We start from the raw sequence: 23,113 nt of genomic DNA, 5'->3' as shown, positions 1-23,113 counted from the left end.
GGGTTACGGTCGGAGGCATCCTCCGACCTACTACAAGTCATCTCCAATCAGGAGGACTGGATAGAACGCCCATAGTCTGACAACTTACCGCCACCGATAATCTCATGATCGAGGCCACAAGGTGGTGGGCGGGTAAGCTCGATTGGGTACAAAACGCACCCATGACGATCTCGCCAGAGGTAGCAGCCATGACCAGTCAGCCGTCCGTACCCGTCGACGTGGCCCGCCTGCGAGAGGTGCTGGACGGGCCGTGGGTCGAGGTCCGCGAGGCACACCGCAGGGAACTCGACGACAGCTTCCTGCCGGTGTACGGGGAAAGCGGCGACCAGGCACGGGAGCGGATCACCCGGCTGCTTGCCCGGCTGCCGGTCACGATGGGCATGCCTGCGGCCTTCCCCGCCGAGTACGGCGGCCGGTCCGACATCGGCGCCTCGATCGTGGCCACCGAGATGCTGGCCCAGGTCGACCTGTCCCTGATGGTCAAGGCGGGCGTGCAGTGGGGCCTGTTCGGTGGTGCCGTCCTGTCGCTGGGCACCCGGCGGCACCACGACGCCTACCTGCGCGACATCGTCGCCGGTGACATCCTCGGCTGCTTCGCGATGACCGAGACCGGTCACGGCTCCGACGTCCAGCAGCTGCGCACCACCTGCACGTACGACCCGGCGACGCAGACCTTCGACCTGCACACCCCGCATCAGGCGGCCCGCAAGGACTACATCGGCAACGCGGCCCGCGACGGCCGGATGGCGGTGGTCTTCGCGCAGCTGATCACCGGTGGGCGGCAGCACGGTGTGCACGCCTGGCTGGTCCCGATCCGCGACGCGCAGGGCAACCCGATGCCGGGCGTGACCATCGGCGACGCGGGGCCCAAGGCCGGCCTGCTGGGTGTGGACAACGGGCGGCTCAGCTTCGACCACGTCACCGTGCCCCGGGAAATGCTGCTGGATCGCTACGGCCAGGTGGCCGCCGACGGCACCTACTCCAGCCCGATCTCCAACGACTCCCGGCGCTTCTTCACCATGCTCGGCACCCTGGTCCGGGGCCGGGCGAGCGTCGGTGGCGCCGCAGCGGCAGCCACCAAGGTGGCGCTGACCGTCGCGGTCCGCTACGGCGACATCCGCCGCCAGTTCAGCACCCCCGACGCCGAGCGTGAGGTGCTGCTCAACGACTACCTGGCCCACCAGCGCAAGCTGCTGCCGGCTCTGGCCACCACGTACGCCCTACACTTCGCCCAGGCCGAACTGGTCGCCGCGATCGACGAGGTGCAGGGCGGCGATGGTCCGGTCGACGAGCACCGCCAGCGGGAGTTGGAGTCCCGGGCCGCCGGTCTGAAGGCCGCACAGACCTGGCACGCCACCCGCACCATCCAGATGTGCCGGGAGGCGTGCGGCGGAGCCGGCTACCTGGCCGAGAACCGGCTGCCCGGTCTCAAGGCCGACACCGACGTCTTCACCACCTTCGAAGGCGACAACACGGTGCTGTTGCAGTTGGTGGCCAAGGGGCTGCTCACCGGCTACCGGGACGAGTTCGGCTCCCTGGACGGCTGGGGGCGGGCCTCCTTCGTCGCCGAACAGGTCCGTGAGATGGTGCTGGAACGCACCGCCGCGCGGGCGCTCATCGAGCGGCTCGTCAGCGCCGTACCGGGACGCGACGAGGAGGTCGCCGTCACCGATCGCGGCTGGCAGCTCAAGGCCTTCGAGGACCGCGAGCGGCATCTGCTCGACGGCGCGGTCCGGCGGCTGCGCAACGGCGCGAGCACCAAGAAGGACCGACCCTTCGACATCTTCAACGACGTCCAGGACCACGTCCTCACGGTCGCCGCCGCACACATCGACCGGGTCACCCTGGAGGCGTTCGTCGCCGGCATCGACAGCACCACGGACCCGGCGGTCAAGGCGCTGCTCTCCCGCGTCTGTGATCTGTACGCGCTCAGCGTGATCGAGGCCAACAAGGGCTGGTTCCTGGAACATGGCCGGCTCACACCGGCCCGCGCCAAGGCGATCACCGCCGTGGTGAACGGCCTGCTCAAGGAGCTACGCCCGCAGATGCGCACGCTCGTGGACGGGTTCGCCATCCCGCAGACGTGGCTGCACTGCGCCATCCTCCGCGAGGAGGCCGACCGGCAGGAGACCATGGCGGCCCACGACGCCGCCGGTGACCCGCAGACCGTCCCGGCGTAGCCGGGCCTACTTCCCGACTGTTCAGTAACGGACCGTAGCGACTGCAATCGCGAAGGGGTACCGCATCCTGGGGCCACACCCTCGTCGACGGGAGCCCCTGGTGATCTGGATCATCGAGAGCAAGAGCAAGCTGAGTCGTGAGTTCGCGGCCGACCTCAAGCGCCTCCGGGCCAATGCGGCGGTCGCGGCGCACGTCTCCCGATCCGTACTGAACAGCACGCTCGCCGAGGTGCAGACCCCGCTCGCGCCCGCCCTCGCCCCCGGCGAGCCGGTGCTGGTGCTCGCCCACTCCGGCTACGACTTCGACAACCGCCACGGGCAGGAGGCACCCTGGATCGGCGGGCGGTGGCTGGACGAGTTCGTGCAGGACGTCACGGCGAAGTTCACCCCGGCCGGCCTCAGCGGCCGCACCCTGTGGTTTCTCGTCTGCCACACCGGGCACGACACCACCGCGTTGGCCAACCTCCTGGCCGCCGCCGGGGTGGACAACGTGACGATCTACATGCCGACGGACTTCATGTACATCAGCAAGGCCGGCATTCCGCACGTGCTGGTGAGTGCAGCCGATCTCGACAGCGTCAACAGGGACGTCGCCAGGTGCGACAGCGACTACTGGAGCATCCAGGGTTCGCAGGCCACCGGCAGCTACTGGGCCGGCTGCTCGATCAGCGGGCAGGTGGTCACCAAGCTGTCCGCGACGGTGGTCGAGGAGGCCGTCCGGGCCCAGTTCGACCCGGACGAGGACGAGGTCTGAGCCGGTGTGGGCCGGGGACCGGGTCGCGGCCCTCGGCCCCTGCGGGGCAGCCGGAACAGCGCGGGCAGGTGGACAGTCCGGCGGCCGGGTGGCACCCGAACGGACCCGCTCAGACGCCGAAACCGACGCGTTGGTTGCCGCCGGTGTCGACCTGACGGATGGCCAGAGCGGCGTCCAGCGCGGCGACGGTGGACGACCAGCCCTTGTCCTCGGCGGAGTCCGGCAGGCCGGCCCGGTCGCGGGCCTGGTCGAGGGTGTCGACGGTGAGTACGCCGTGCGCGACCGGCTTGCCCTCGTCGAGCGCGACCCGGGTCAGCCCGTCGGTGACCGATCGGCAGACGTAGTCGAAGTGGGCGGTGGCCCCGCGTACCACCACGCCGAGGGCGACCACCACGTCGCAGCGGCGGGCCAGGGCCTGAGCCACCACCGGCAACTCCACCGAGCCGGCCACCCGGGCCACCACGGCCCGGGCCCCGCACGCCTGCGCGGCGGCGACCGCCCGGTCGAGCATGTGATCGGTCAGCTCACCGTGCCAGCGCGCGGCGACCACACCCACGGTCATCCCCGACGCGTCGACCGGAGTCGTCCCCGGCTCACCGAAACCTGCCATCTCTCCTACGCTCCGATCTCGTTGCCGGCCACCGGGCGACCCATCGGCGCCTCGGCCGTCCCGTCCACGTCGAGCAGGTGCCCCATCCGATCCCGCTTGGTGCGCAGGTAACGCACGTTCTCCGGGTGCGCGCGTACCGGCAGACTCTCCCGGCCGGTGACGGTGAGCCCGTAGCCCTCCAACCCGGCCCGCTTGGCCGGGTTGTTGGTGAGCAGCCGCATCGAGCGCACTCCGAGGTCGTAGAGGATCTGCGCACCGGTGCCGTAGTCACGCGCGTCGGCCGGCAGGCCGAGGTCGAGATTCGCGTCGACCGTGTCGCGACCCTGGTCCTGCAACTGGTACGCCCGCAGCTTGTGCAGCAGCCCGATGCCCCGCCCCTCGTGGCCGCGCACGTAGAGGACCACGCCCCGTCCCTCCCGCGCCACCCGGTCCAGGGCGGCGTTGAGCTGAGGGCCGCAGTCGCAGCGCACCGAGGCGAAGGCGTCCCCGGTCAGGCACTCGGAGTGCACCCGTACCAGCACGTCCCGGCCGTCGCCGATCTCACCCATCACCAGGGCCACGTGCTCGGCCGAGTCGTGCTCGCTGCGGTAGCCCAGCGCCCGGAACACGCCGTGCTCGGTGGGCATCCGGGCGTCGGCGACCAGTTCGACCTGCTTCTCGGTGCGGCGCCGGTAGGCGATCAGGTCGGCGATGGTGACCAGGGTCAGCGAGTGCTCGGCACAGAACTTCTCCAGGTCCGGCAGCCGCATCATGGTGCCGTCGTCGTTGACCAGTTCACAGAGCACCCCGGCCGGCCGCAGACCGGCCAGCCGCGCCAGGTCGACGGCCGCCTCGGTGTGTCCGGCACGGCGCAGCACCCCGCCCGGGCGGGCCCGCAACGGCACCACGTGCCCCGGCCGTGCCAGGTCGGCCGACCCGGTCGCCGGGTCGGCGAGCAGCCGGATGGTGTGCGCCCGGTCGGCGGCGGAGATGCCGGTGCTCACCCCCTCGCGGGCGTCGACCGTCACCGTGTACGCCGTCTGCCGGCGGTCCTGGTTGGTGTGGTGCATGGGCGGCAGGTCGAGCCGGTCGCACTCGCTCTCGGTGAGCGGTACGCAGATGAAGCCCGAGGTGTGCCGCACGGTGAAGGCCAGCAGTTCCGGGGTGGCCAGTTCGGCGGCGAAGATCAGATCGCCCTCGTTCTCCCGGTCCTCGTCGTCGACCACGACGACCGGCCGGCCGGCGGCGATGTCCGCCAGCGCCTGCTCGATGCTGTCGAAGGATCCCGAATCGGTCATGCCACGGCCTCCGCGTAGGTTGACGTGATCCCGGCGGCCGACCGGCCGAGCGGGCCGGTCATGCCCGCACCGACCCGGTGGCGGTCACGTCGGGCAACGCCGCCGACGATTCGGTGCCGAGCAGCCGCTCGACGTACTTGGCCAGCACGTCGACCTCCAGGTTGACCGGGTCGCCCACCCGTCGGGCACCGAGCGTGGTCAGCGACAGGGTGGTGGGGATCAGACCCACCGTGAACCAGTCGCCACCCACCTCGGCCACGGTCAGTGACACCCCGTCGACGGTGATCGAGCCCTTCTCCACCACGTACCGGGCCAGCGACGCGGGCAGCCGGAACCGGACCGTCTCCCACTGCTGCGCCGGCTGGCGCGAGAGCACCTCGCCCACGCCGTCGACGTGGCCCTGCACCAGGTGGCCACCGAGGCGACTGCCGAGCGCGGCGGCGCGTTCCAGGTTGACCCGGTCGCCGGAGCGCAGCGTGCCCAGCGCCGAACGGCGCAGGGTCTCGCCCATCACGTCGGCGGTGAACACCCCGCCGTCGGCCTCCACCACGGTCAGGCAGACGCCGTTGACCGCGATCGAGTCGCCGTGCCGGGCGTCGGAGGTGACCAGCGGGCCGCGGATCGCCATCCGGACCGAATCCTGTGCCGTCGGGGTCACTCCGACGATCTCGCCCTGTTCCTCGACGATGCCGGTGAACATGCCTAGCCCTCCCTCTTACGGGGCAGTGCGGTGATCCGCAGGTCGGGTCCGACCTGGGTAACGTCGGTGATCTCCAGGTCGATGGCCTCGGCGATGGTGGTCACACCCGCGTCGATCAGGGCGGCCGGGCCCGCGCCGAGCAACCGGGGGGCGAGATAGCCGACGACCCGGTCGACCAGACCGGCGGCGAGGAACGCCCCGGCCAGCCTCGGCCCACCCTCCAGCAGCACGGCCCGCACTCCCCGGGTATGCAGGCCGGCCAGCAGCGCGGGCAGGTCCACCCCCCCGTCCGGGCCGGTACCCACCTCCGCCGCGGTGGCGATCCAGGTGCGGGCGGCACCGTCGCGGACCTGGGCGTCGACGGGGGTACGCCCGGCCGAGTCGACCACCACCCGCAACGGTTGCCGGATGGCCAGGCTGCCGTCCCGCAGGTTGCGCACGGTGAGCCGTGGGTCGTCGGCGAGGACCGTGCCGACCCCGACGATCACCGCGTCGACGGTCGCGCGGAGCGCGTGCACGTCCATCCGGGCCGCCTCCGACGTGATCCACATGCTGGTGCCGTCGGCCGCCGCGGACCGGCCGTCCAGCGTCGCCGCGTACTTCCAGATCACGTAGGGCCAGCCCCGGCGCATCGCGGTCAACCAGGCGATGTTGCCGCTCTCCGCCTCGGCGGCGCGTACTCCCAGGTCGACCCGGACACCGGCGGCCCGCAGCGTCGCGGCGCCGCCGGCCGCGACCGGGGTCGGGTCGGGCACCGCGATGACCACCCGCGCCACCTGTGCCTGCACCAGGGCGTTGCTACAGGGTCCGGTGCGACCGGTGTGGTCGCAGGGCTCCAGGGTGACCACGGCGGTGCCGCCCTTCGCCCGGTGGCCCGCCTGGGCCAGCGCGACGATCTCGGCATGCGGCCCGCCGGCGTACGCGTGGAAGCCCTCGCCGACCACCTCGCCGTCGGCGTCGAGCAGCACGCAGCCGACCACGGGATTGGGACTGGTCGTGCCGAGCCCGCGCGCCGCGAGTTCGATCGCGCGACGCATCGCCTCATCCACGGAGACGCTCGCCATCGGCCTGGTCCCTGCCCTCTCGCTGTCAAGGCGCGGGCGGGGAGACGGGAACAGGCAGGCGGCGGAGTCCGGGTACGGCGCAGCCGCCCCGGTTGGGAGGGTGCGCACGCCGAAGTTCGGCGAGCACCCCGGCCCTTCCGATCCGCGCGCTGTCTCCCATCCGGACTGTCTGGGCGCGGACGGACCGCACCCAACCGTCGGCCCCGGATTCTCACCAGGTCCACCGGGCGGACGAACCGCTCCCGGGTCGCGGGCTTACCACGGTCGGACCGTGGATCACCGCCGGTTCGGAATTACACCGAGTCCCGCCAGCGCGTGGTGGGTACTGAGGGAAAGTCTTACACGTAGACCGGGTGGTTTGGCCAGCCCGGCGAGCTACTTCACATGACGGTGATTCGGTTCGGTGACACCGCGCCGACGGTCCACCGCCACGTACGAACCGGGTTGGCTCTTGGCCACGGTTTTCATTTCCGAAGCGATGGTCATCGCCTCAAGTGGGCTGGTCAGGCGCTTGTCGGCGTCGGAGATGCAGACCCCGATGGAGAGGGTTACCAGGGCCGCCCGGCGGATGTTTCCGCGCCGATCCTTCAGCTCCACGTACCCCCGTTCGCGGTCGGTGGGGTCGTAGAGGGCGTCCGCCGCCTTCTCGAAACTTGCGGAAACTCGGGACGTGAGCGGCCGAACCTGATCCGGGGTGCAGACGAAGACGAAGTCGTCACCGCCGACGTGACCGAGGAAGGCCGGCGGCAGCGCCACCGAAACCACCGCCTGGTGCAGGGTGCGCGCCAACGCGGAGATGAAGTCGTCGCCCCGGACGAACCCGTACCGGTCGTTGACGCTCTTGAACCGGTCGATGTCGATGTAGCCGACCGCGTAGTCGGTGCCGCTGCGGACCCGGTCGGCGATCTCCCGACGGATACGGCTGTTGCCCGGCAGCCCGGTCAGCGGGGAAACCTCGCGGAACTCCTTGTTGCGGCGCAGCGTCGAGGTGACCCGGGCCAGCAGTTCCAGGGTGTCGAAGGGCTTGACCAGATAATCGTCGGCCCCGGCACTGAGCCCGTTGACCTTGTCCTGGGTCATCCCCTTGGCGGTCAACATGATCACCGGCAGGACCGCGGTCATCGGGTCGGCCCGCAGCCGCCGGGTCAGTTCCAGGCCGTCCACCCGGGGCATCATCAGGTCGACCACGGCCAGGTCGGGGCGCTGGTGTTGGATCAGTTCCAGCGCCTCCTGCCCGTCGCTGGCGAGCATCACGTCGAAACCGTGCAGCCGCAGGTTGAACTCGACGAAACGGGCGATGTCCTCGTCGTCGTCGACGACGAGGATCACGTCCTTGCGGTCGCTGGCGGGTTCCACGTCACTGCCCGTCAGCCGCGCGCTCCGCCAGCTGCCGCAGCCGGCGTACCGCCTCGGCCGGATCGTCGGCGCCGTAGACCGCGGTGCCGGCGACGAACGCGTCGGCACCGGCCGCGGCGGCCTGCTCGATGGTGTCGGCGGCGATCCCACCGTCGACCTCGATACGCAGTTCCAGGTGGCCGGCGGCGGCGTGCCGACGAGCGGTGCGGACCTTGTCCAACAACTGCGGAATGAACCGCTGGCCACCGAACCCGGCCTTGATGGTCATCACCAGCAGCGTGTCGAAGTTTGGCAACAGGTCGAGGTACGGCTCGATCGGGGTGTCCCGGTCGATCGCCAGACCCGCCTTGGCGCCGGCCGCGCGCAGATCCTTGGCCAGTGCCACCGGATCGTCACACGCCTCGGCGTGGAAGGTGACGTTGTAGGCCCCGGCGTCGGCGTAGCCGGGCGCCCACCGGCGCGGATCCTCGATCATCAGGTGGACGTCGAACGGCAGTTCGGTGGCGGCGCGCAGGCTCTGCACGACGGGCAACCCGATGGTCAGATTCGGCACGAAGTGGTTGTCCATCACGTCCACGTGCAACCAGTCCGCGGCGTTCTCGACGGCACGGACCTCTTCGGCGAGGCGGGCGAAATCGGCGGCGAGGATGCTGGGCGCGATGATCAGCGGCGGTACGGTCACCGGGCCAGTGTACGAAGGCGGCCGTCACCCGCTGGCAGCACGGCACCAACCAGGACGCCACGTGACCCAGAGGTGACCAATGGTGCAGAATGGCACCCTCCGGACCGATGGCACAGTGCGAAGGTGCTCCCCCGACTGGCCAGACGGCCGAATCGCGGCGACACTCCATCCGGGACGGTCACGGTAACGTGCAGGCTGGTGGGCACGGGAGCCGACAGCCGGGCAACGGCTCCCGGAAAGGGCGGACGATGCGACGGTGGTTCGCGGCGCTGGTGTTGGCCAGCGCGGCTGCGATTGCGCTGAGTGGCTGCGTACGGCAGGGAGCGACGGACGGCGATCTCACCGACGACTGGCCCGCGCTGCGCGCGCCGACGATGTTCGTCCCGGCCACCGACGCCTGCCTGCCGCGGGTCACCGCGATCGTGCAGGCAAGCACCTACGAGACCGTGGACTGCGCCCGCAACCATCTGGCCGAGGCGGTCCACGTCGGCGCGTTCAGCGGTGCGGCGGGCAGGGGCCCGCGACCCGAGCCCGGATCCGCAGCCCTGCGCAAGGCCCGGGCCGAGTGCGACCAGCGGGCTCGGCTGGTGCTCGGTGGCGACTGGCACGTCGCCCGGCTGACGCTGAACATCGCCCTGCCGTCGGTGTCGGCCTGGAACGGCGGCGCCCGATGGTTCCGCTGCGACCTGAGCGAGACCGACAGCATCGACAACACCCGGCCGGTCAACCGCACCGGCAGCCTGCGCGGGGCGCTGATCGGCGACTCACCGCTGGTGCACCGCTGTTTCGACCCGAAGCTCATCGGCAACAGCCTGAACTACATGGCCCCCGTGCTGTGCACCGAACCGCACGGCGCCGAGTTCGTCGGGGTGTACATCGAGCGGGACATGACCTGGCAACAGTTCAGTGACTCGGCCGGCCAGGCACACCGACGCTGCATGGAACTGATCGCCGCGTACGCGGACGTGCCCAACAACTCCGACCTGCCCTACCGCGCCGGCTCGATCTTCTATCCGCCCTCGCAACGAGAATGGGAGGAGGGCGATCGGGGGGTGCGCTGTCTGCTGTGGAGTGACGATCGCAAGCTCACCGGCTCGATGCGTGGGGTCGGCCCGCAAGGACTCCCGGTGACCTGATCACCGTGCCGTATGCTGCCGCTGCTACGCGCGCCGGAGGCCGCGCGAGCGCGGCGGCGGGAGGTCGACGGGATGCGACGGTGGCTGACCGGGATCGCGCTGAGCACGGTGGTGGCGCTGGCGCCGGCCGGCTGCACCAGGCCGGCCGGGACCGACGGCGACCTCAGCGACGACTGGGCGCCGATGGCCGCGCCCGCCGTGTTCACCCCCGCGCCAGACACCTGTCACGCCCAGCCGCAGGAAGTCGGCTACGTCGGCGCGTACGCCCCGGTGGACTGCGATCAGCCGCACCGGGTCGAGACCCTGCACGTCGGTTCGCTGCCCTCGGCGGACACGAAGACGCCACCGACCGCCGGCAGCGCCCAGATGCGTACCGCCTTCGCCGAGTGCGACCGGCAGACGCGTTCGGCCCTGGGAGCCGACTGGCGTAGCGGCCGGGTCGGGCTGAGCGTCGTCTTCCCCTCCCCGGCGGCGTGGAGCGGCGGCGCACGCTGGTTCCGCTGCGACGTGACCGAACTACGCGGCCTGGACGTCCCGGTCCCGGTACGGCGCACGGCGAGCCTGTCCGGAACCCTGTCCGGGGCGTCACCGCTGCGGCACGGCTGCTTCAACGCCAAGACCAGCGGCGACGAGGTCATCGAGATGGTCGCCGTCAAGTGCACGGCGCGACACCGGGCCGAGTTCGTCGGCATCTGGAAGGCCCCGAAAAGCAGCTACAAGGATTTCCTCGACAACGCCGGGCGGGCCCATCGGGGCTGCCGCAGCTTGATCGCGAAGTTCGCCAAGGTGCCGGACGACAACAACCTCCAGTACCGCGCCGGCACCATCTTCTACCATCCCGCCGAGGCCGAGTGGCGCAGCGGCAACCGGGGCGTGCAGTGCTTCCTGTGGAGCAGCGAGCGTGTCCTCACCCGTTCGATGAAGGGCGCCGGCAGCCGAGCCCTGCCGATCACCTGAGGCGACCGGCCGGGCTCGGCGTCAAACCCGCCCACCGGCAGGGTGCGACGTCAGCCGCGGCGCAGCACGGCGAGGAACATCGCGTCGGTGCCGTGTCGATGCGGCCACAGCTGCACCGTCGGCCCGGCCCCGAGCCCCGGCATGCCCGCCGGCAACAACGGCCGGGCGTCGACGAAGTCCACCGGGGCACCGCACCTACGGGCGGCCTCGGTGACCGTCACGTGGGTCTCCACGGTGTGCGGTGAACAGGTCACGTAGGCCACCACGCCACCCGGGCGGACCGCACGGAGCCCGGCGGTGAGCAGCTCGCGCTGCAACCGGGTCAACGCCGGCAGATCCGAGGGCTGACGCCGCCAACGCGACTCCGGTCGGCGACGCAGCGACCCCAGACCGGTGCACGGGGCGTCGACCAGTACCCGGTCGAAGTGCCCCTCGGGCAGCTTCGGCTCGGCACCGACCAGCCGACCGTCGGTGTGCAACACGGTCACCGGCAGGCCACGGGTGGCGCCCTCCACCAGTCGGGCGCGGTGCTCGGCCACCTCCACCGCGGTCAGCCGCGCGTCGCGCTGCGCCGCGAGCGCGCCGAGCAGCCCCGACTTGCCGCCCGGCCCGGCGCACAGGTCGAGCCAGCGACCGTCCGGGCCGTCCAGCGGTGCCACCGCGAGGGCGTTGGCGACCAGTTGGGACCCCTCGTCCTGGACGTGGGCGCGCCCGTCGGTCACCGCCGCCAGGTCCCCGGGTGAGCCGCCACCGAGATAGACGGCGTACGGCGAGAAGGCACCCGGTGCGCCACCGGAGGCGTCGGCGAGCTCGATCGGGTCGGCGAGACCCGGCCGGGCGCACAGGTGCACCGGTGGGCGTTCGTTGTCCTCGATCAGCAGCCGGGTGGTCTCGCCGAGGTCACCGCCGAGCGCCTCGGAGAACGCCCGGACGATCCACTGTGGATGGCTGTGGGCGAGGGCGAGGTGGCCGATGGGGTCGGTCTCCATCGACGGGGCGAGGCGGGCCACCCACTCGTCCGCGTCACAGGCCGCTACCTCGCGCAACACCGCATTGGCGAAACCGGTGGCACCCTGACCGACCATCCGGACCAGGTCGACGGTCGAGGAGACCGCCGCGTGTGCGGGCACCCTGGTGTGCAGCACCTGGTACGCGCCGATGCGCAACGCGTCGCGTACCGGCGGGTCGATCCGCTGCACGTCCCGACCGGCGGCAGAGGTGAGAATCGCGTCGAGGGTGCCGAGGTGACGCAGCGTGCCGTAGGTCAGCTCGGTGGCGAAGGCGGCGTCCCGCCCGACCAGCCCCTCGTCCCGCAGGATCGCCGGCAGCACCAGGTTGGCGTACGCGTCGTCCCGGTTGACCGCGGCGACGGCCTGGTACGCGGCGTAGCGGGGCCGGTCCACCGTCGGGCGGGGGGCACGCGGGCCCCGTCGGTCCATTCCCCCGCGCGGTGCGGTGTCCCTCACGCCAGTTCCTCCCCGGCACTGACCCGGACGCCGCGCGCCCAGTCGGTCGCCGGCATGGCCCGCTTGCCCGCCGCCCGCACCTCGCCGAGGCGAACCGGGACGGTGGCCGTGCCGACCAGCACCCGCGCCTTCTCCACCTTCAACTCCCCGGGCTTGAGGGCGTCGGCGTCCGGTGCCGCGACGACCGGCCCCAGCTTCACCCGCTCACCCCGGAAGGTCGTCCACGGCCCGGGCGCCGGGGTGCAGGCACGAATCCGGCGGTCCACCGCAAAGGCGGGGTCGGACCAGCGGACCCGGGCGTCCTCCACGGTCAGCTTCGGCGCCAGGGTGACCCCGTCGGCGGGCTGCGGCTCGGCCCGGGCGGTGCCGTCGTCCAGCGCGTCCAGCACCGCCACCAGCAAACCGGCCCCGGAGTGGGCCAATCGCTCCAGCAGGTCGCCCGAGGTGTCGGCGGGCCGGATCTCGTCGGTCAGCGTGCCGTACACCGGGCCGGTGTCCAGCCCCTCCTCCAGTTGAAAGACGCTGGCGCCGGTGAACTCGTCGCCGTGCAGCACCGCGTGCTGCACGGGTGCGGCACCCCGCCACGCGGGCAGCAGCGAGAAGTGCAGGTTCACCCAGCCCAGCCGGGGGATCTCCAACGCGACCGGCGGGACCAGCGCACCGTAGGCCACCACCGGTACGCAGTCCGGGGCCAGGGCGCGCAGCCGGTCCAGGAACTCCGGCTCGCGCGGCCGGGCCGGGGTGAGCACCTCGACGCCGTGCTCGTCGGCCCAGGCACCCACCGGGGAACGGACCAGGCCACGGCCCCGACCGGCCGGTGCGTCGGGGCGGGTGACCACGGCGATCAGCTCGTGCCGGGACTCGGCGACCGCAGCGAGGGCGGGAACGGCAACGGCCGGAGTGCCGGCGAAGATCACACGCATCCGGTCACCGCCCCAGGCCGAACGGGCTGCCGGCGGTGTGCGGGCTCAGCTTGACCGTGGGCGGGGTGGCCGCGTCGTACCACTCGGCCTGGCGGATCGCCTTCATCGCCTCCTTGCGACCGGCGGAGTCCAGCCGGTCGATGAACAGCACACCGTCGAGGTGGTCGGTCTCGTGCTGCACACAGCGGGCCATCAGGCCGGTGCCGACGATCTGCAACGGGTCGCCGTAGCCGTTGAAACCCTTGGCGATCACGTTCTGCCGGCGCTTGGTGTCGAAGTACATCCCGGGAATGGACAGGCAGCCCTCCGGGCCGTCCTGCTCCTCGGAGTCGGGAAACTCCAGCACCGGGTTCACCAGGTGGCCCACCACGTCGTCGACGTCGAAGGTGAACACCCGCAGGCCCACACCGAGCTGCGGCGCGGCGAGACCGGCCCCGCTGCTGTCACGCATGGTGTCGGTCAGGTCGGCGATGAGCTTGCGCAGCTCCACGTCGAAATCGACAACCGGATCGGCCGGCGTGCGCAGCACCGGATCGCCGAACAGACGGATGGGCTGGACGGTCACGCGGGTTGACTCCTTAACGGGCGGGCGGTAGTGCCGTACCAGTCTACGGAGTGTCCGGGGTCGCCCCGACCGGCGCACCATGATCGGCGACCGATGCCAGCTCACCCACGGTGACCGGCAGCGTCTCGTACCCGCGCAGGGTCAGCCGCGACCGACGCCGGGGCGTGCCCGACAACGCCAGCGCGGGCAGCCGACGCAGCAGCCGGGTGAAGGCGACCTGCCCCTCCAGCCGGGCCAGCCCGGCACCCAGGCAGTAGTGCGGACCGGCGCCGAAGGAGAGCGGGTTCGACAACGCCCGCCACGGGTCGAAACGGTCCGGTTGCGGGTAGCGTCGGGGATCGCGGTTGGCCGCGCCCAGCAGCAGCAGGATCCGGCTGCCGGCGGACACCTCGACCGTACCGACTCGCACCGTCTCGCTGCTGGTCCGGGTGGTCAGCTGCACGGGAGAGTCGTAGCGCAGCAGTTCGTCGACGTACGCCGGGGCGTGTTCCGGGTGACGGCGCAACACGTCGGCGGCCGTGGGGTGCGCCAGCAGCACCGCCAGACCGTTGCCCAGCAGGTTGGTGGTGGTCTCGAATCCCGCGACGAGCAGGACCACGAGGTTGCCCAGCAGCTCGTCACCGGAAAGCCGGTCACCGTCGTCGTGTGCCTGCACCAGCGCGGTGGTCAGGTCGTCGGCCGGACGGCGCCGACGAGCGGAAACCAACTCGGTGAAGTAGCCGACCAGCTCGGTGGCGCCCGCGTCGGCCATGGCCAGCTCCTCGCGGGTGATCTCGGGTTCCAGGACGGCGGTGAGATCGGCCGCCCAACGTCGGAACAGCGGCCGGTCGACGGCCGGCACACCGAGCAGCTCGCAGATCACCGCGACCGGCAGCGGATAGGCGAAGTCGGCCATGAAGTCGACGCCTCGACCGGCCGCCGCCATCGCGTCGATCAACTCGTCGGCCTGCGCCGCCACCACGTCCCGCATCGCCGCGATCCGCCGGGGGGTGAAGGCCCGCGCGGCGAGACGACGCATCCGACTGTGATCGGGCGGGTTGGTCTCCAGCATCGACCGGGCGATCGTCGAGACGGCCGGGCTATCGCGCCACTGCGGCAGCAGCATGTCGCGCACCGCGTCGTCGGAGACCCGCACCCGGGCGTCCCGCAGGAGCTCGTCGGCCTCGGCATAGCCGGTGACGACGTACAGGCCCGGACCGGAGGGGACCACCGGACCGTGGGCGCGCAGCCGCTCGTACGCCGGATAGGGGTCGAGGCGCCCGGCGGGCGCCATGAGTGCGGCGAGGGTGTCCGCAACGTCCATAATGGCCTCCCCGGTGTGCCGAAGCTCCCATCATGCCCGCACGGCGACCCGACGGCATTCGGCGAGGGTGTCCGGGCGCGGCGGCCGGGCGGTCAGCCGAGGCCGCCGGGCTCCCCCGCCAGCACCGCGTCCCCGGCGAGCAGGGCGTGTTCCGGCAGCGGCAGGCGGATGTCGTGGGCCGCCTCCCAATCGTGGAGGAGGCTGGGCCGGGCCTGCGCGGCGAAGAAGTCGACCGCGCTCGTCGTGCCCACCACCGGCTCGTCGACCTCGGCGACGAGCCGCCCGGGCACCAGCCGGAAACCGTTCTGGATGGCGGCGCTGAGCCGGCGGTGCCCGTTGATCACGAAGAAGTACTCGCCGGTGTAGCCGAGTTCCAACGGCTCCAGGGCCGCCTCACCGGCCTCGGCCACCTCGCCGACGAACGTCGAGTCCCACAGGCCGCGCAGGCCGGCGACATCCTCGGTCGGGTAGACCCGCGCCGGGTCGAGCAGCAGCAGCGGGGGCGCGGCGCGCAGCACCTCGGGGGCCAGCCGCCCCTCGTACACGTCGATGATGCGCTCGATCACCTCGTCGGCGGGGGCCCGGGTGGTGTCGCAGACCAGGTCGTAGTTGCGCAGCCGGGCCTTGTCCACGCCGTAGCGGACCAGGAACCGGCCACGCTCACTCTCGCTGCGCTCCCTGAGCTTGGCCTTGGCCTCCTCCAGCGAGGTGTAGCTCTCGGCCGGACCGGAGGGGCGCAGCAGCACCCTGCGGGCCGCCTCACCGGGCTCGGTGATCATGTGCACCTTGAGCGCGTCGGTGAAGAAGTGCCAGGCCAGCCGCGAGTCCATGACGAGGCTCTCGCCGGAGGCGGCGATGTCGCGCTGGAGCTGGTCGACGTAGCCGTCGACGGCCTGGTCCAGCTCGGCGTGCAGATTGAGCTGGAGCGCGGTCATCTGACGCTCCTGGGCCATCTGCCGGTAGAGGTCGCCGACACTGATCCGGCGCAGTCCCAGCCGCTTGGAGATCTCGACTGACACGGTGCTCTTGCCGCTACCGAGGTCACCGTTGAAGACGATCGACTGACGAACGGTCACGACTGGCCCACCCCTGAATCACCGGCTGATTGGAAGCATCGATATCGCGCCGTCCTGCGACAACCCCTACCCTGCGCGTCTGCCGTCGCGCCGTGACCTGGAGCTGTCGTGCGCCCCGGCATGACGGGCGACTCTATCACCTTCGGCACGACGGCCCCGAAGACACGACCGCCGCCCGGCATATCGGCACGGACAGCGATGGATTTCTCACATATGGCGACAATTGCGGTGTCAGCCACCACGCAACGTCACCGGGCGGCGTCAGTTGACGATGTCAGAACATCGCGAGCGGGTCGACCTGTAGGCGTACCGGGTCGGCCGCCTTCCGGGCGCTGCGTACCCCGGCCGCCGCGTGCAACGCCTCGGCCAGTGCCGCGGCCCGCGCCCGAGGCACCCGGACCAGCATCCGCTCCCGCTCGCCGTCGGCCGGTACCGGGCCGAGCAGTTGCGCCTCGTCGGGCAGGCGCGCCTGCGCCAACAGGTCGGCCACGGCGTCCGGTGCACCGGTCAGGCTGGCCATCCGTACCGCCGGCGGGAAGCCGAGTTCCCGCCGCTCGGCCAACTCCCGGGCGGCGAACCAGGCGGGATCCCAGCGCAGCAGAGCCTGTACCGGGGCGAGCGCGCCATCGGCGACCACCACCACCCGGCCCCCCTCGGCAGCCGGCCGGGCCAGCGCGGCCGCCGCCGCCCAGCGCCGCAGCGCCTCCTCGCCCGCGCGCAGGTCCGCCCGGGTGAGCAGGGCCCAGGTGTCCAGCAGCAGCACCGCCCCGTAGCCACCCTCGGCGACCGGCTCGGCGCCCGGGGTGGCGATCACCAGGCCGGCGCCGCCGGGGACGTCGGCCAGCACCTCCTCCCGTCCCGAGGTGCGCACCGGCACGCCGGGAAAGGCCCGCCCCAACTCCTCGGCGGTACGTCGGGCTCCGGTGACCGAGGCCCGAAGCCGCCGCCCACCGCAGTGCGGGCAGGCGTACGCGGCCGCCACCCGCCCGCACCACCGGCAGGCCGGTGCCCCACCGGCCGACGGCAGCGCCAACGGCCCGGCGCAGTGCGGACAGCGAGCCGGGGTACGACAGTCGTCGCAGGCCACCGACGGCAGGTAACCCCGCCGGGGAACCTGCACCAGAACCGGAGACTCCGCCCGCAGCGCCTCCCGGGCGGCGGTCCAGGCCAGGCTGGGCAGCCGGGCGGTCGCCGCCCCCGGATCACGGGCCAACTGTGGGTCGTCGCCGGTCGGGGCCACCGCCGGAGCACGGGCCCGCAGCACCTCCCGGGCCGCGACCACCTCACGGGCCCACCCGGTCTCCACCAGCAGTTGCGCCTCGGCGGTACGGGCGTAGCCGCCGACCAGCGCCGCCGCGCCGTCGAGTTGGGCGCGGGTGAGCAACACCTCACGGGCGTGCGGGTACGGAGCCCGCTGCTCGGCGTGCAGGTCGTCACCGTCGTCCCAGATGGCCACCAGACCCAGCCGGGACACCGGGGCGAACATGGCCGCCCGGGTACCGATGACCACCGGCGCGGCGTGGTGGCGGGCGGTGAGGAAGGCGCGGTACCGGCGGGCCGGCCCGAGCGCGGCGGAGAGGCAGACGTGCCGGTCCGGCCCGAGAGTGGCGGTCAACGCGGCGTCCAGCCGGTCCAGGTCCCGGCCGTCGGCGACCACGACCAGGGCGCCCCGACCGGCGGCCACGGTGGCGGCGACCGCGGTGGCGTACCTTGCCGCCCAGTCCTCACCCGGCAACGCCGACCAGACGGCCCGGGGTGCGCGCCCGTCAGCGAGCGCCCGCAGCAGCGCCGGCCCGGCCGGGTAGTCCCGCCACCCACCTGGCTCCGGGGGCCCGACCGGCGACACCTCCGGCGCGGGTGGCGGCCGGTCGGGGGCGGCAGCCGGCTCGGTGAGTTCGGTGGGCGACTCGACGGCGGACTCCACCGAGGTGGTGGCGGTTCGTGCGAGGACATCCTTTTCCACCCGGGCATGCCGGGGTGGGACCGCGAGACGCAGCACGTCGGCCAGGCTGCCGGCGTACCGGTCGGCGACCGCGCGGGCCAGCCGGACCACCTCGGGTGCGAGCACCGGCATCGGCGAGACCACCTTTTCCAGGTACGCCAGCCGGGGGTGGTCGGAGCGCTCGGCCCGTTCCAACAGCCAGCCGTCGACCTGCTGGCCGGCGAAGCGCACCTTCACCCGCACGCCGGGCCGCGCGTCGGCGGCCAGCGCCTGCGGAACCAAGTAGTCGAACGGACGATCCAGGTGAGGCAGCGGCATGTCGACACAGACACGAGCGACCGGCGACCCGTCCGCGGGCCGCCGGTCGTCTCGCCTGTTGCCGGTCAGGCTCCCGCGGCCGACTTGAGGTCGGCGGCCCGGTCGGTGCTCTCCCAGGTCAGCTCCGGCAGCTCACGGCCGAAGTGACCGTAGGCGGCGGTCTGCCGGTAGATCGGGCGCAGCAGGTGCAGGTCCCGGATGATGGCGGCCGGACGCAGGTCGAAGACCTCGTTCACCGCCTTCTCGATCGAGGCCACCGGCACGGTCTCGGTGCCGAAGGTCTCGATGAACAGGCTCACCGGGTGGGCCTTGCCGATGGCGTAGGCGACCTGCGCCTCGCACCGCTCGGCCAGGCCGGCGGCCACCACGTTCTTGGCCACCCAGCGCATCGCGTACGCGGCCGACCGGTCGACCTTCGACGGGTCCTTGCCGGAGAAGGCGCCCCCACCGTGCCGGGCGTAGCCGCCGTACGTGTCAACGATGATCTTCCGCCCGGTCAGGCCGGCGTCGCCCATCGGGCCACCGATCTCGAAGCGACCGGTCGGGTTGACCAGCAGCCGGTAGCCCTCGGTGTCCAGGCCGAGGCTCTCCAACTCCGGAGCGATGACGTGGTCGCGCACGTCCGGCGTGAGCAGCGACTCCAGCGAGATGTCGGCGGCGTGCTGGCTGGAGACGACGACGGTGTTGAGTCGTACCGGCCGCAGGCCCTCGTACTCGATGGTGACCTGGGTCTTACCGTCGGGCCGCAGGTAGGGAACCGTGCCGTCCTTGCGGACTGCGGCGAGGCGACGGGCCAAGCGGTGGGCCAGGGCGATGGGCAGCGGCATCAGCTCGGGCGTCTCGGAGCAGGCGAAGCCGAACATCATGCCCTGGTCGCCGGCGCCCTGCGCGTCCAACGCACTCTCCGAGGCTCCGGTACGCAACTCGAATGCGTTGTCCACACCCTGGGCGATGTCTGGCGACTGGGCACCGATCGAGACGCTGACACCGCACGAGGCGCCGTCGAAACCCTTCTTCGACGAGTCGTAGCCGATGCCGAGAATGGTCTCCCGCACGATCGTCGGGATGTCGGCGTACGCCTTGGTCGTCACCTCGCCGGCGACGTGTACCTGACCTGTGGTGATCAGGGTTTCAACGGCCACCCGACTGTGCGGGTCCTGACTGAGTAGGGCGTCGAGGATGCCATCACTGATCTGATCGGCGATCTTGTCCGGGTGGCCTTCCGTGACCGATTCGGACGTGAAGAGGCGGCGTGTCACGGCACTCCTAAGATTTTGGATGTCGTTCTTCGGCAGTGTAGTCACCAGCCGTCCGCGGTCCTTCTTATTGGTTGTCCACATTCAGCGATCAGGGGACGCGCCCACGAACCGGGCGACCACCAGATCCCACACGCCGTCGGCCAACTCCTCCTTGGGCTGCTCGGGCATCCGGGTGACCGAACCGTCCACGCCGATGACGGTGGCCGCATTGGTCTCGGCACCGAAGACCTTGTCCGGGCCAACCTCATTGATCACGATCAGGTCGGCCCGCTTGCGAGCGAGCTTGGCCCGTCCGTTGGCTTCCGCGTCGCCGGTCTCGGCAGCGAACACCACCAGGACCTGCTCCGGTCGGCGGCGCTGGCCGAGTTCGGCGGCGATGTCCGGGTTGGCCACGAGGGCGATGGTGGGCGCACCGTCGTCCGACTTCTTGATTTTGCCAGGCGAATACGTTGCCGGCCGGAAATCGGCGGGAGCCGCCGCCATCACCACCGCGTCGGCGTCGACCGCAGCCTTCAGGGTCGCCTCACGTAGCTCGCCGGTGGTGCCCACCCGGATGAGGTCCACCCCGGCGGGATCGGGCAAGGCCACGTTTGCCGAGATCAATGTGACTCGGGCACCCCGGGCCACAGCGGAACGGGCGAAGGCGTAGCCCTGCTTGCCGGAGGAGCGGTTGCCCAGGAAGCGCACCGGGTCCAGCGGTTCCCGGGTGCCCCCGGCGGTGACCACCACGTGCCGGCCGGTCAGGTCAGCCGGTGCGGCGGCACCACGGACCAGGGTCCGGCGGGCGATCGCGAAGATCTCCGCCGGGTCGGGCAACCGGCCCTTGCCGGTGTCGACACCGGTGAGCCGCCCCACGGCGGGCTCGATGACCCGTACGCCCCGACGCCGCAGCGTCGCCACGTTGTCGACGGTGGCCGGGTGCTCCCACATCTCGGTGTGCATGGCCGGCGCCAGCAGCACCGGACAGCGGGCCGTGAGCAGGGTGTTGGTGAGCAGGTCGTCGGCGATGCCCTGGGCGGCCTTGGCCAGCAGATCGGCGGTGGTGGGTGCGACCACCACCAGGTCGGCCTGCTGGCCAAGGCGCACGTGCGGCACCTCGTGCACGTCGGACCAGACATCCTCGGCGACCGGCTGGCCGGAGAGCGCGGCCCAGGTCGGCGCGCCGACGAACCGTAGTGCGGCGGCGGTCGGTACGACCCGGACCTGGTGGCCCGACTCGGTGAACAGACGCAGCAGCTCACAGGCCTTGTACGCGGCGATCCCGCCGCCTACCCCGAGGATGATCCGGGCGCTCATCGAACGAGGGGCGATTACGGCTGGTCGGTCGGCTCAGCGGTGAGCAGGCCCGCGTTGATCTCGCGCATCGCGATGGAGAGCGGCTTCTCCTGGGGGGTGGTCTCGACCAGCGGGCCGACGTACTCGAGCAGACCCTCGCCGAGCTGGCTGTAGTAGGCGTTGACCTGACGCGCACGCTTGGCCGCGAAGATGACCAGGGCGTACTTCGACGTCGTCTTCTCCAGGAGCTCGTCGATCGGCGGGTTGGTGATGCCTTCTGGGTTGGCGATGGATCCCACGGATAAACCTCTGCGTCTTTCGCACGGACCGCGCGAGCGCGGTGCCGGCGCTCAACCGCGCGGGCGCGGCCGGGCCGGAGCCAGGAAGGAAGAACCGATGAATCCTACCAGCTCGTCCACGACTCGCTCCGTGCGGTCGTAGGACACGGCCTGGTCGAAGGCCGCCATCACGGCCGGGGGCGGAACTCGACCGGGCGGATGGAGTAACACCAGTCGGGCCTGCGGCCATGCGGCCCGCACCAGCAGCGCCCCGTCCAGATCCAGGGGCAGCAGGACCGGCACTCCGGCGGCGACGCGGCTGCGTAGCGGTTCGATCTCGGTGCCGCGGCGATGCGCTCCGAGCCGGCTCCACTCCAACAGGTCGCCGGCGGCCAGCCGGCGGTCGAACTCCTCAGGAGTCAGGAAGTGACGGTGGACCCCGTCGAGCTCGCCCTCACGCCGGGGCCGGGTGGTGGCCGGGATCGGCCGCCACACGGACGGAGAACGCGCCCGGACCAACTCGACGACACTCTCCCTACCGGCGCCGGATGGGCCAGCCAGGACAGTGAGCCGAGCCGCCGGGCGCGTCTCGTCATCCAAGCTCACTGCTTGTTTCTACACGCAGCCATACTCAGTTGGCGGCGAACTCCCCAAGCAGGGCCTTGCGCTGCTGCTCGCCGAGGCCACGCAGGCGACGGCTGTCGGCGATCTTGAGCTTCTCCATGATCTGGGTGGCCCGGATCTTGCCGATGCCCGGCATCGCCTGCAGCACGGCCGACACCTTGAGCTTGCCGACGACGTCGTCGGACTCGGCGCGCGCAAGAACGGCTCCGAGGGTGGTCTTGCCCTGCTTGAGCTGCTCCTTCAGCTCGGCACGGGCTTTGCGGATCTCCGCAGCCTTCTCCAGCGCGGCTGCGCGCTGCTCGGGGGTCAGTGACGGGAGCGGCACCAGTTCTCCTCAGGTCCCTATCGCGACGGGCGGGACGCACCGCCGCATCTGTGAAACGTGGTGTCGCTGTGAACCAAGGGGTTCCCAGCGCGGGGAAAACTAGCGGTCAACGGAGCTTTCGGCAACGTGGGCGCGCGATGATCACCACAAAGTGACCGAGCTGTCAGTCAGTCATGACGTCGTCAGCGCTGCCTGGCAGTCGGTCACCGCACGGTCCGCCGCGACCCGCAGGGCGTCCGGGTCTGGTCCCGCTCCCAACACCTCTCGGGAGTACGAGGGCAGCACCGCGGGCAGGCTGGAACCGAACACCACACGCAGATCGGCCGCCGTGGCACCCTGCGCGCCAAGGCCCGGCGCGAGCAACGGACCGTTCATCGCCGACAGGTCGCAACCGGTCTCGCCGACCGTCGCCCCGACCACCGCACCGATACTTCCGAGCGGTTCGGCACCCGCGTTGAGCTGCGCAATCTCGTCAATCACCGTCTGCGCGACAGTGCGCCCGTCGGCGGTCACGGCGCGCTGGACCGTGGCGCCCTCGGGGTTGGAGGTGAGCGCCAGAACGAAGACCCCACCGCCGTGTTCGGCAGCCAGTTCGAACATGGGGGCGAGAGACCCGACGCCCAGGAACGGGCTCGCGGTCACCGCGTCGACATGCATGGGGCTGGATGGGTCGAGATACGCCGACGCGTACGCGTGAACCGTCGAGCCGATGTCGCCGCGCTTGACGTCGAGCAGAACGAGCGCGCCACGCTCGCGCAACTGTCGGATAGTTGACTCAAGAACGGCCACCCCGTGGGACCCGAATCGCTCGAAGAACGCCGACTGAGGCTTGACCACCGCAACTCGGTCACCGAGGGCGTCAACGACCGTCCGGGCGAAGCGGTTCAACCCGTCCACATCGTCGGCGAGGCCCCATCGGGCCAGCAGAGCCGGATGCGGATCGATGCCGACGCAGAGCGGGCCCCGTTCGCGGACGGCCCGATGCAGTCGGGCGCCAAAGCTCTCCATCCTCAGTGCCTTCCTCTCATGCTCAACTTGCCTCG

General features: G+C 71.5%; 22 protein-coding genes. 4 read left to right on the top strand and 18 right to left on the bottom strand.

All coding sequences use genetic code 11. The features are described 5' to 3' along the window. The first annotated feature begins 188 nt into the window (after nt 1-188). Together AB0M35_RS13940 and AB0M35_RS13935 are read left to right on the top strand one after the other, a co-directional pair. Entirely contained in the window at nt 189-2,180 is a 1,992-nt protein-coding gene (locus tag AB0M35_RS13940; protein ID WP_363745089.1) for an acyl-CoA dehydrogenase, read from the top strand. Between the two features lie 100 nt (nt 2,181-2,280). Then, the gene (locus tag AB0M35_RS13935; protein ID WP_363745087.1) at nt 2,281-2,934 is read left to right on the top strand and encodes a hypothetical protein; all 654 of its coding nucleotides are present in this window, start codon (nt 2,281-2,283) and stop codon (nt 2,932-2,934) included. 109 nt (nt 2,935-3,043) lie between these two features. On the opposite strand, the gene ribH is transcribed toward AB0M35_RS13935, so the two are convergent. From ribH to rpe, 6 genes are all read right to left on the bottom strand, one after another. Beyond that, complete coding sequence (ribH, locus tag AB0M35_RS13930) at nt 3,044-3,544, bottom strand: 6,7-dimethyl-8-ribityllumazine synthase (RefSeq protein WP_363745085.1); 501 nt, start codon at nt 3,542-3,544, stop codon at nt 3,044-3,046. A 5-nt stretch (nt 3,545-3,549) separates the two neighbouring features. Then, nucleotides 3,550-4,821: a bifunctional 3,4-dihydroxy-2-butanone-4-phosphate synthase/GTP cyclohydrolase II gene (locus tag AB0M35_RS13925; RefSeq protein ID WP_363745083.1), complete on the bottom strand. Its 1,272-nt coding sequence runs from the start codon at nt 4,819-4,821 to the stop codon at nt 3,550-3,552. A gap of 58 nt (nt 4,822-4,879) precedes the next feature. Continuing rightward, on the bottom strand, nt 4,880-5,521 hold the full coding sequence (locus tag AB0M35_RS13920) for a riboflavin synthase (protein WP_363745081.1): 642 nt from the start codon (nt 5,519-5,521) through the stop codon (nt 4,880-4,882). A gap of 2 nt (nt 5,522-5,523) precedes the next feature. After that, the gene (ribD, locus tag AB0M35_RS13915; RefSeq protein ID WP_363745079.1) at nt 5,524-6,585 is read right to left on the bottom strand and encodes a bifunctional diaminohydroxyphosphoribosylaminopyrimidine deaminase/5-amino-6-(5-phosphoribosylamino)uracil reductase RibD; all 1,062 of its coding nucleotides are present in this window, start codon (nt 6,583-6,585) and stop codon (nt 5,524-5,526) included. Nucleotides 6,586-6,960: 375 nt separating this feature from the next. Then, nucleotides 6,961-7,941: a response regulator gene (locus tag AB0M35_RS13910; RefSeq protein ID WP_363745077.1), complete on the bottom strand. Its 981-nt coding sequence runs from the start codon at nt 7,939-7,941 to the stop codon at nt 6,961-6,963. A gap of 1 nt (nt 7,942) precedes the next feature. Next, the gene (gene rpe, locus AB0M35_RS13905; protein WP_363745075.1) at nt 7,943-8,623 is read right to left on the bottom strand and encodes a ribulose-phosphate 3-epimerase; all 681 of its coding nucleotides are present in this window, start codon (nt 8,621-8,623) and stop codon (nt 7,943-7,945) included. Nucleotides 8,624-8,871: 248 nt separating this feature from the next. Between rpe and AB0M35_RS13900 the strand changes: the two genes are divergently transcribed. Both AB0M35_RS13900 and AB0M35_RS13895 read left to right on the top strand, forming a co-directional pair. Continuing rightward, a complete protein-coding gene (locus AB0M35_RS13900; protein WP_363745073.1) occupies nt 8,872-9,759 on the top strand; it encodes a septum formation family protein in 888 nt (295 codons plus the stop codon). 72 nt (nt 9,760-9,831) lie between these two features. After that, the gene (locus tag AB0M35_RS13895) at nt 9,832-10,716 is read left to right on the top strand and encodes a septum formation family protein (protein WP_363745071.1); all 885 of its coding nucleotides are present in this window, start codon (nt 9,832-9,834) and stop codon (nt 10,714-10,716) included. Between the two features lie 50 nt (nt 10,717-10,766). Here the strand turns inward: AB0M35_RS13895 and AB0M35_RS13890 are convergent, their stop codons facing one another. From AB0M35_RS13890 to pyrF, 12 genes are all read right to left on the bottom strand, one after another. Further along, nucleotides 10,767-12,155 (bottom strand): transcription antitermination factor NusB, encoded by a 1,389-nt coding sequence (locus AB0M35_RS13890; protein WP_363745237.1) that lies wholly within the window; start codon nt 12,153-12,155, stop codon nt 10,767-10,769. Between the two features lie 23 nt (nt 12,156-12,178). Continuing rightward, nucleotides 12,179-13,105, bottom strand: coding sequence for a methionyl-tRNA formyltransferase (gene fmt / locus AB0M35_RS13885; RefSeq protein ID WP_363745069.1), 927 nt, complete (start codon nt 13,103-13,105; stop codon nt 12,179-12,181). Between the two features lie 4 nt (nt 13,106-13,109). Further along, nucleotides 13,110-13,670, bottom strand: a complete 561-nt coding sequence (gene def, locus AB0M35_RS13880) for a peptide deformylase (protein ID WP_363745068.1) — start codon at nt 13,668-13,670, stop codon at nt 13,110-13,112. Nucleotides 13,671-13,713: 43 nt separating this feature from the next. Next, on the bottom strand, nt 13,714-14,973 hold the full coding sequence (locus AB0M35_RS13875) for a cytochrome P450 (RefSeq protein ID WP_363745067.1): 1,260 nt from the start codon (nt 14,971-14,973) through the stop codon (nt 13,714-13,716). A gap of 92 nt (nt 14,974-15,065) precedes the next feature. Then, a complete protein-coding gene (locus tag AB0M35_RS13870) occupies nt 15,066-16,049 on the bottom strand; it encodes an AAA family ATPase (RefSeq protein WP_363745065.1) in 984 nt (327 codons plus the stop codon). A 274-nt stretch (nt 16,050-16,323) separates the two neighbouring features. Further along, a complete protein-coding gene (locus AB0M35_RS13865; RefSeq protein WP_363745063.1) occupies nt 16,324-18,309 on the bottom strand; it encodes a primosomal protein N' in 1,986 nt (661 codons plus the stop codon). Nucleotides 18,310-18,374: 65 nt separating this feature from the next. Beyond that, entirely contained in the window at nt 18,375-19,568 is a 1,194-nt protein-coding gene (metK, locus tag AB0M35_RS13860) for a methionine adenosyltransferase (protein ID WP_363745061.1), read from the bottom strand. Nucleotides 19,569-19,649: 81 nt separating this feature from the next. Continuing rightward, on the bottom strand, nt 19,650-20,864 hold the full coding sequence (gene coaBC / locus AB0M35_RS13855; protein ID WP_363745060.1) for a bifunctional phosphopantothenoylcysteine decarboxylase/phosphopantothenate--cysteine ligase CoaBC: 1,215 nt from the start codon (nt 20,862-20,864) through the stop codon (nt 19,650-19,652). 14 nt (nt 20,865-20,878) lie between these two features. Then, a complete protein-coding gene (gene rpoZ / locus AB0M35_RS13850; protein WP_007075826.1) occupies nt 20,879-21,142 on the bottom strand; it encodes a DNA-directed RNA polymerase subunit omega in 264 nt (87 codons plus the stop codon). Nucleotides 21,143-21,193: 51 nt separating this feature from the next. Next, a complete protein-coding gene (locus AB0M35_RS13845; protein WP_363745059.1) occupies nt 21,194-21,727 on the bottom strand; it encodes a guanylate kinase in 534 nt (177 codons plus the stop codon). A 25-nt stretch (nt 21,728-21,752) separates the two neighbouring features. Then, entirely contained in the window at nt 21,753-22,070 is a 318-nt protein-coding gene (mihF, locus tag AB0M35_RS13840) for an integration host factor, actinobacterial type (protein ID WP_117229171.1), read from the bottom strand. A 171-nt stretch (nt 22,071-22,241) separates the two neighbouring features. Further along, nucleotides 22,242-23,078, bottom strand: coding sequence for an orotidine-5'-phosphate decarboxylase (gene pyrF, locus AB0M35_RS13835; RefSeq protein ID WP_363745057.1), 837 nt, complete (start codon nt 23,076-23,078; stop codon nt 22,242-22,244). Nucleotides 23,079-23,113 lie beyond the last annotated feature (35 nt).

Origin of the sequence: Micromonospora sp. NPDC051196, assembly GCF_040682415.1 — a bacterium.
Taxonomy (GTDB): Bacteria; Actinomycetota; Actinomycetes; order Mycobacteriales; family Micromonosporaceae; genus Micromonospora.
This window is presented reverse-complemented; position numbering and strand designations above follow the sequence as displayed.

What these genes read in the sequence shown, in the direction of transcription:
- AB0M35_RS13940 (WP_363745089.1), top strand. Translation starts at nt 189, where the DNA reads ATGACCAGTCAGCCGTCCGTACCCGTCGACGTGGCCCGCCTGCGAGAG.
- ribH (WP_363745085.1), bottom strand. Translation starts at nt 3,544, where the DNA reads ATGGCAGGTTTCGGTGAGCCGGGGACGACTCCGGTCGACGCGTCGGGG.
- AB0M35_RS13925 (WP_363745083.1), bottom strand. Translation starts at nt 4,821, where the DNA reads ATGACCGATTCGGGATCCTTCGACAGCATCGAGCAGGCGCTGGCGGAC.
- AB0M35_RS13920 (WP_363745081.1), bottom strand. Translation starts at nt 5,521, where the DNA reads ATGTTCACCGGCATCGTCGAGGAACAGGGCGAGATCGTCGGAGTGACC.
- ribD (WP_363745079.1), bottom strand. Translation starts at nt 6,585, where the DNA reads ATGGCGAGCGTCTCCGTGGATGAGGCGATGCGTCGCGCGATCGAACTC.
- AB0M35_RS13900 (WP_363745073.1), top strand. Translation starts at nt 8,872, where the DNA reads ATGCGACGGTGGTTCGCGGCGCTGGTGTTGGCCAGCGCGGCTGCGATT.
- AB0M35_RS13895 (WP_363745071.1), top strand. Translation starts at nt 9,832, where the DNA reads ATGCGACGGTGGCTGACCGGGATCGCGCTGAGCACGGTGGTGGCGCTG.
- AB0M35_RS13890 (WP_363745237.1), bottom strand. Translation starts at nt 12,155, where the DNA reads ATGGACCGACGGGGCCCGCGTGCCCCCCGCCCGACGGTGGACCGGCCC.
- fmt (WP_363745069.1), bottom strand. Translation starts at nt 13,105, where the DNA reads ATGCGTGTGATCTTCGCCGGCACTCCGGCCGTTGCCGTTCCCGCCCTC.
- AB0M35_RS13875 (WP_363745067.1), bottom strand. Translation starts at nt 14,973, where the DNA reads ATGGACGTTGCGGACACCCTCGCCGCACTCATGGCGCCCGCCGGGCGC.
- AB0M35_RS13865 (WP_363745063.1), bottom strand. Translation starts at nt 18,309, where the DNA reads ATGCCGCTGCCTCACCTGGATCGTCCGTTCGACTACTTGGTTCCGCAG.
- coaBC (WP_363745060.1), bottom strand. Translation starts at nt 20,864, where the DNA reads ATGAGCGCCCGGATCATCCTCGGGGTAGGCGGCGGGATCGCCGCGTAC.
- pyrF (WP_363745057.1), bottom strand. Translation starts at nt 23,078, where the DNA reads ATGGAGAGCTTTGGCGCCCGACTGCATCGGGCCGTCCGCGAACGGGGC.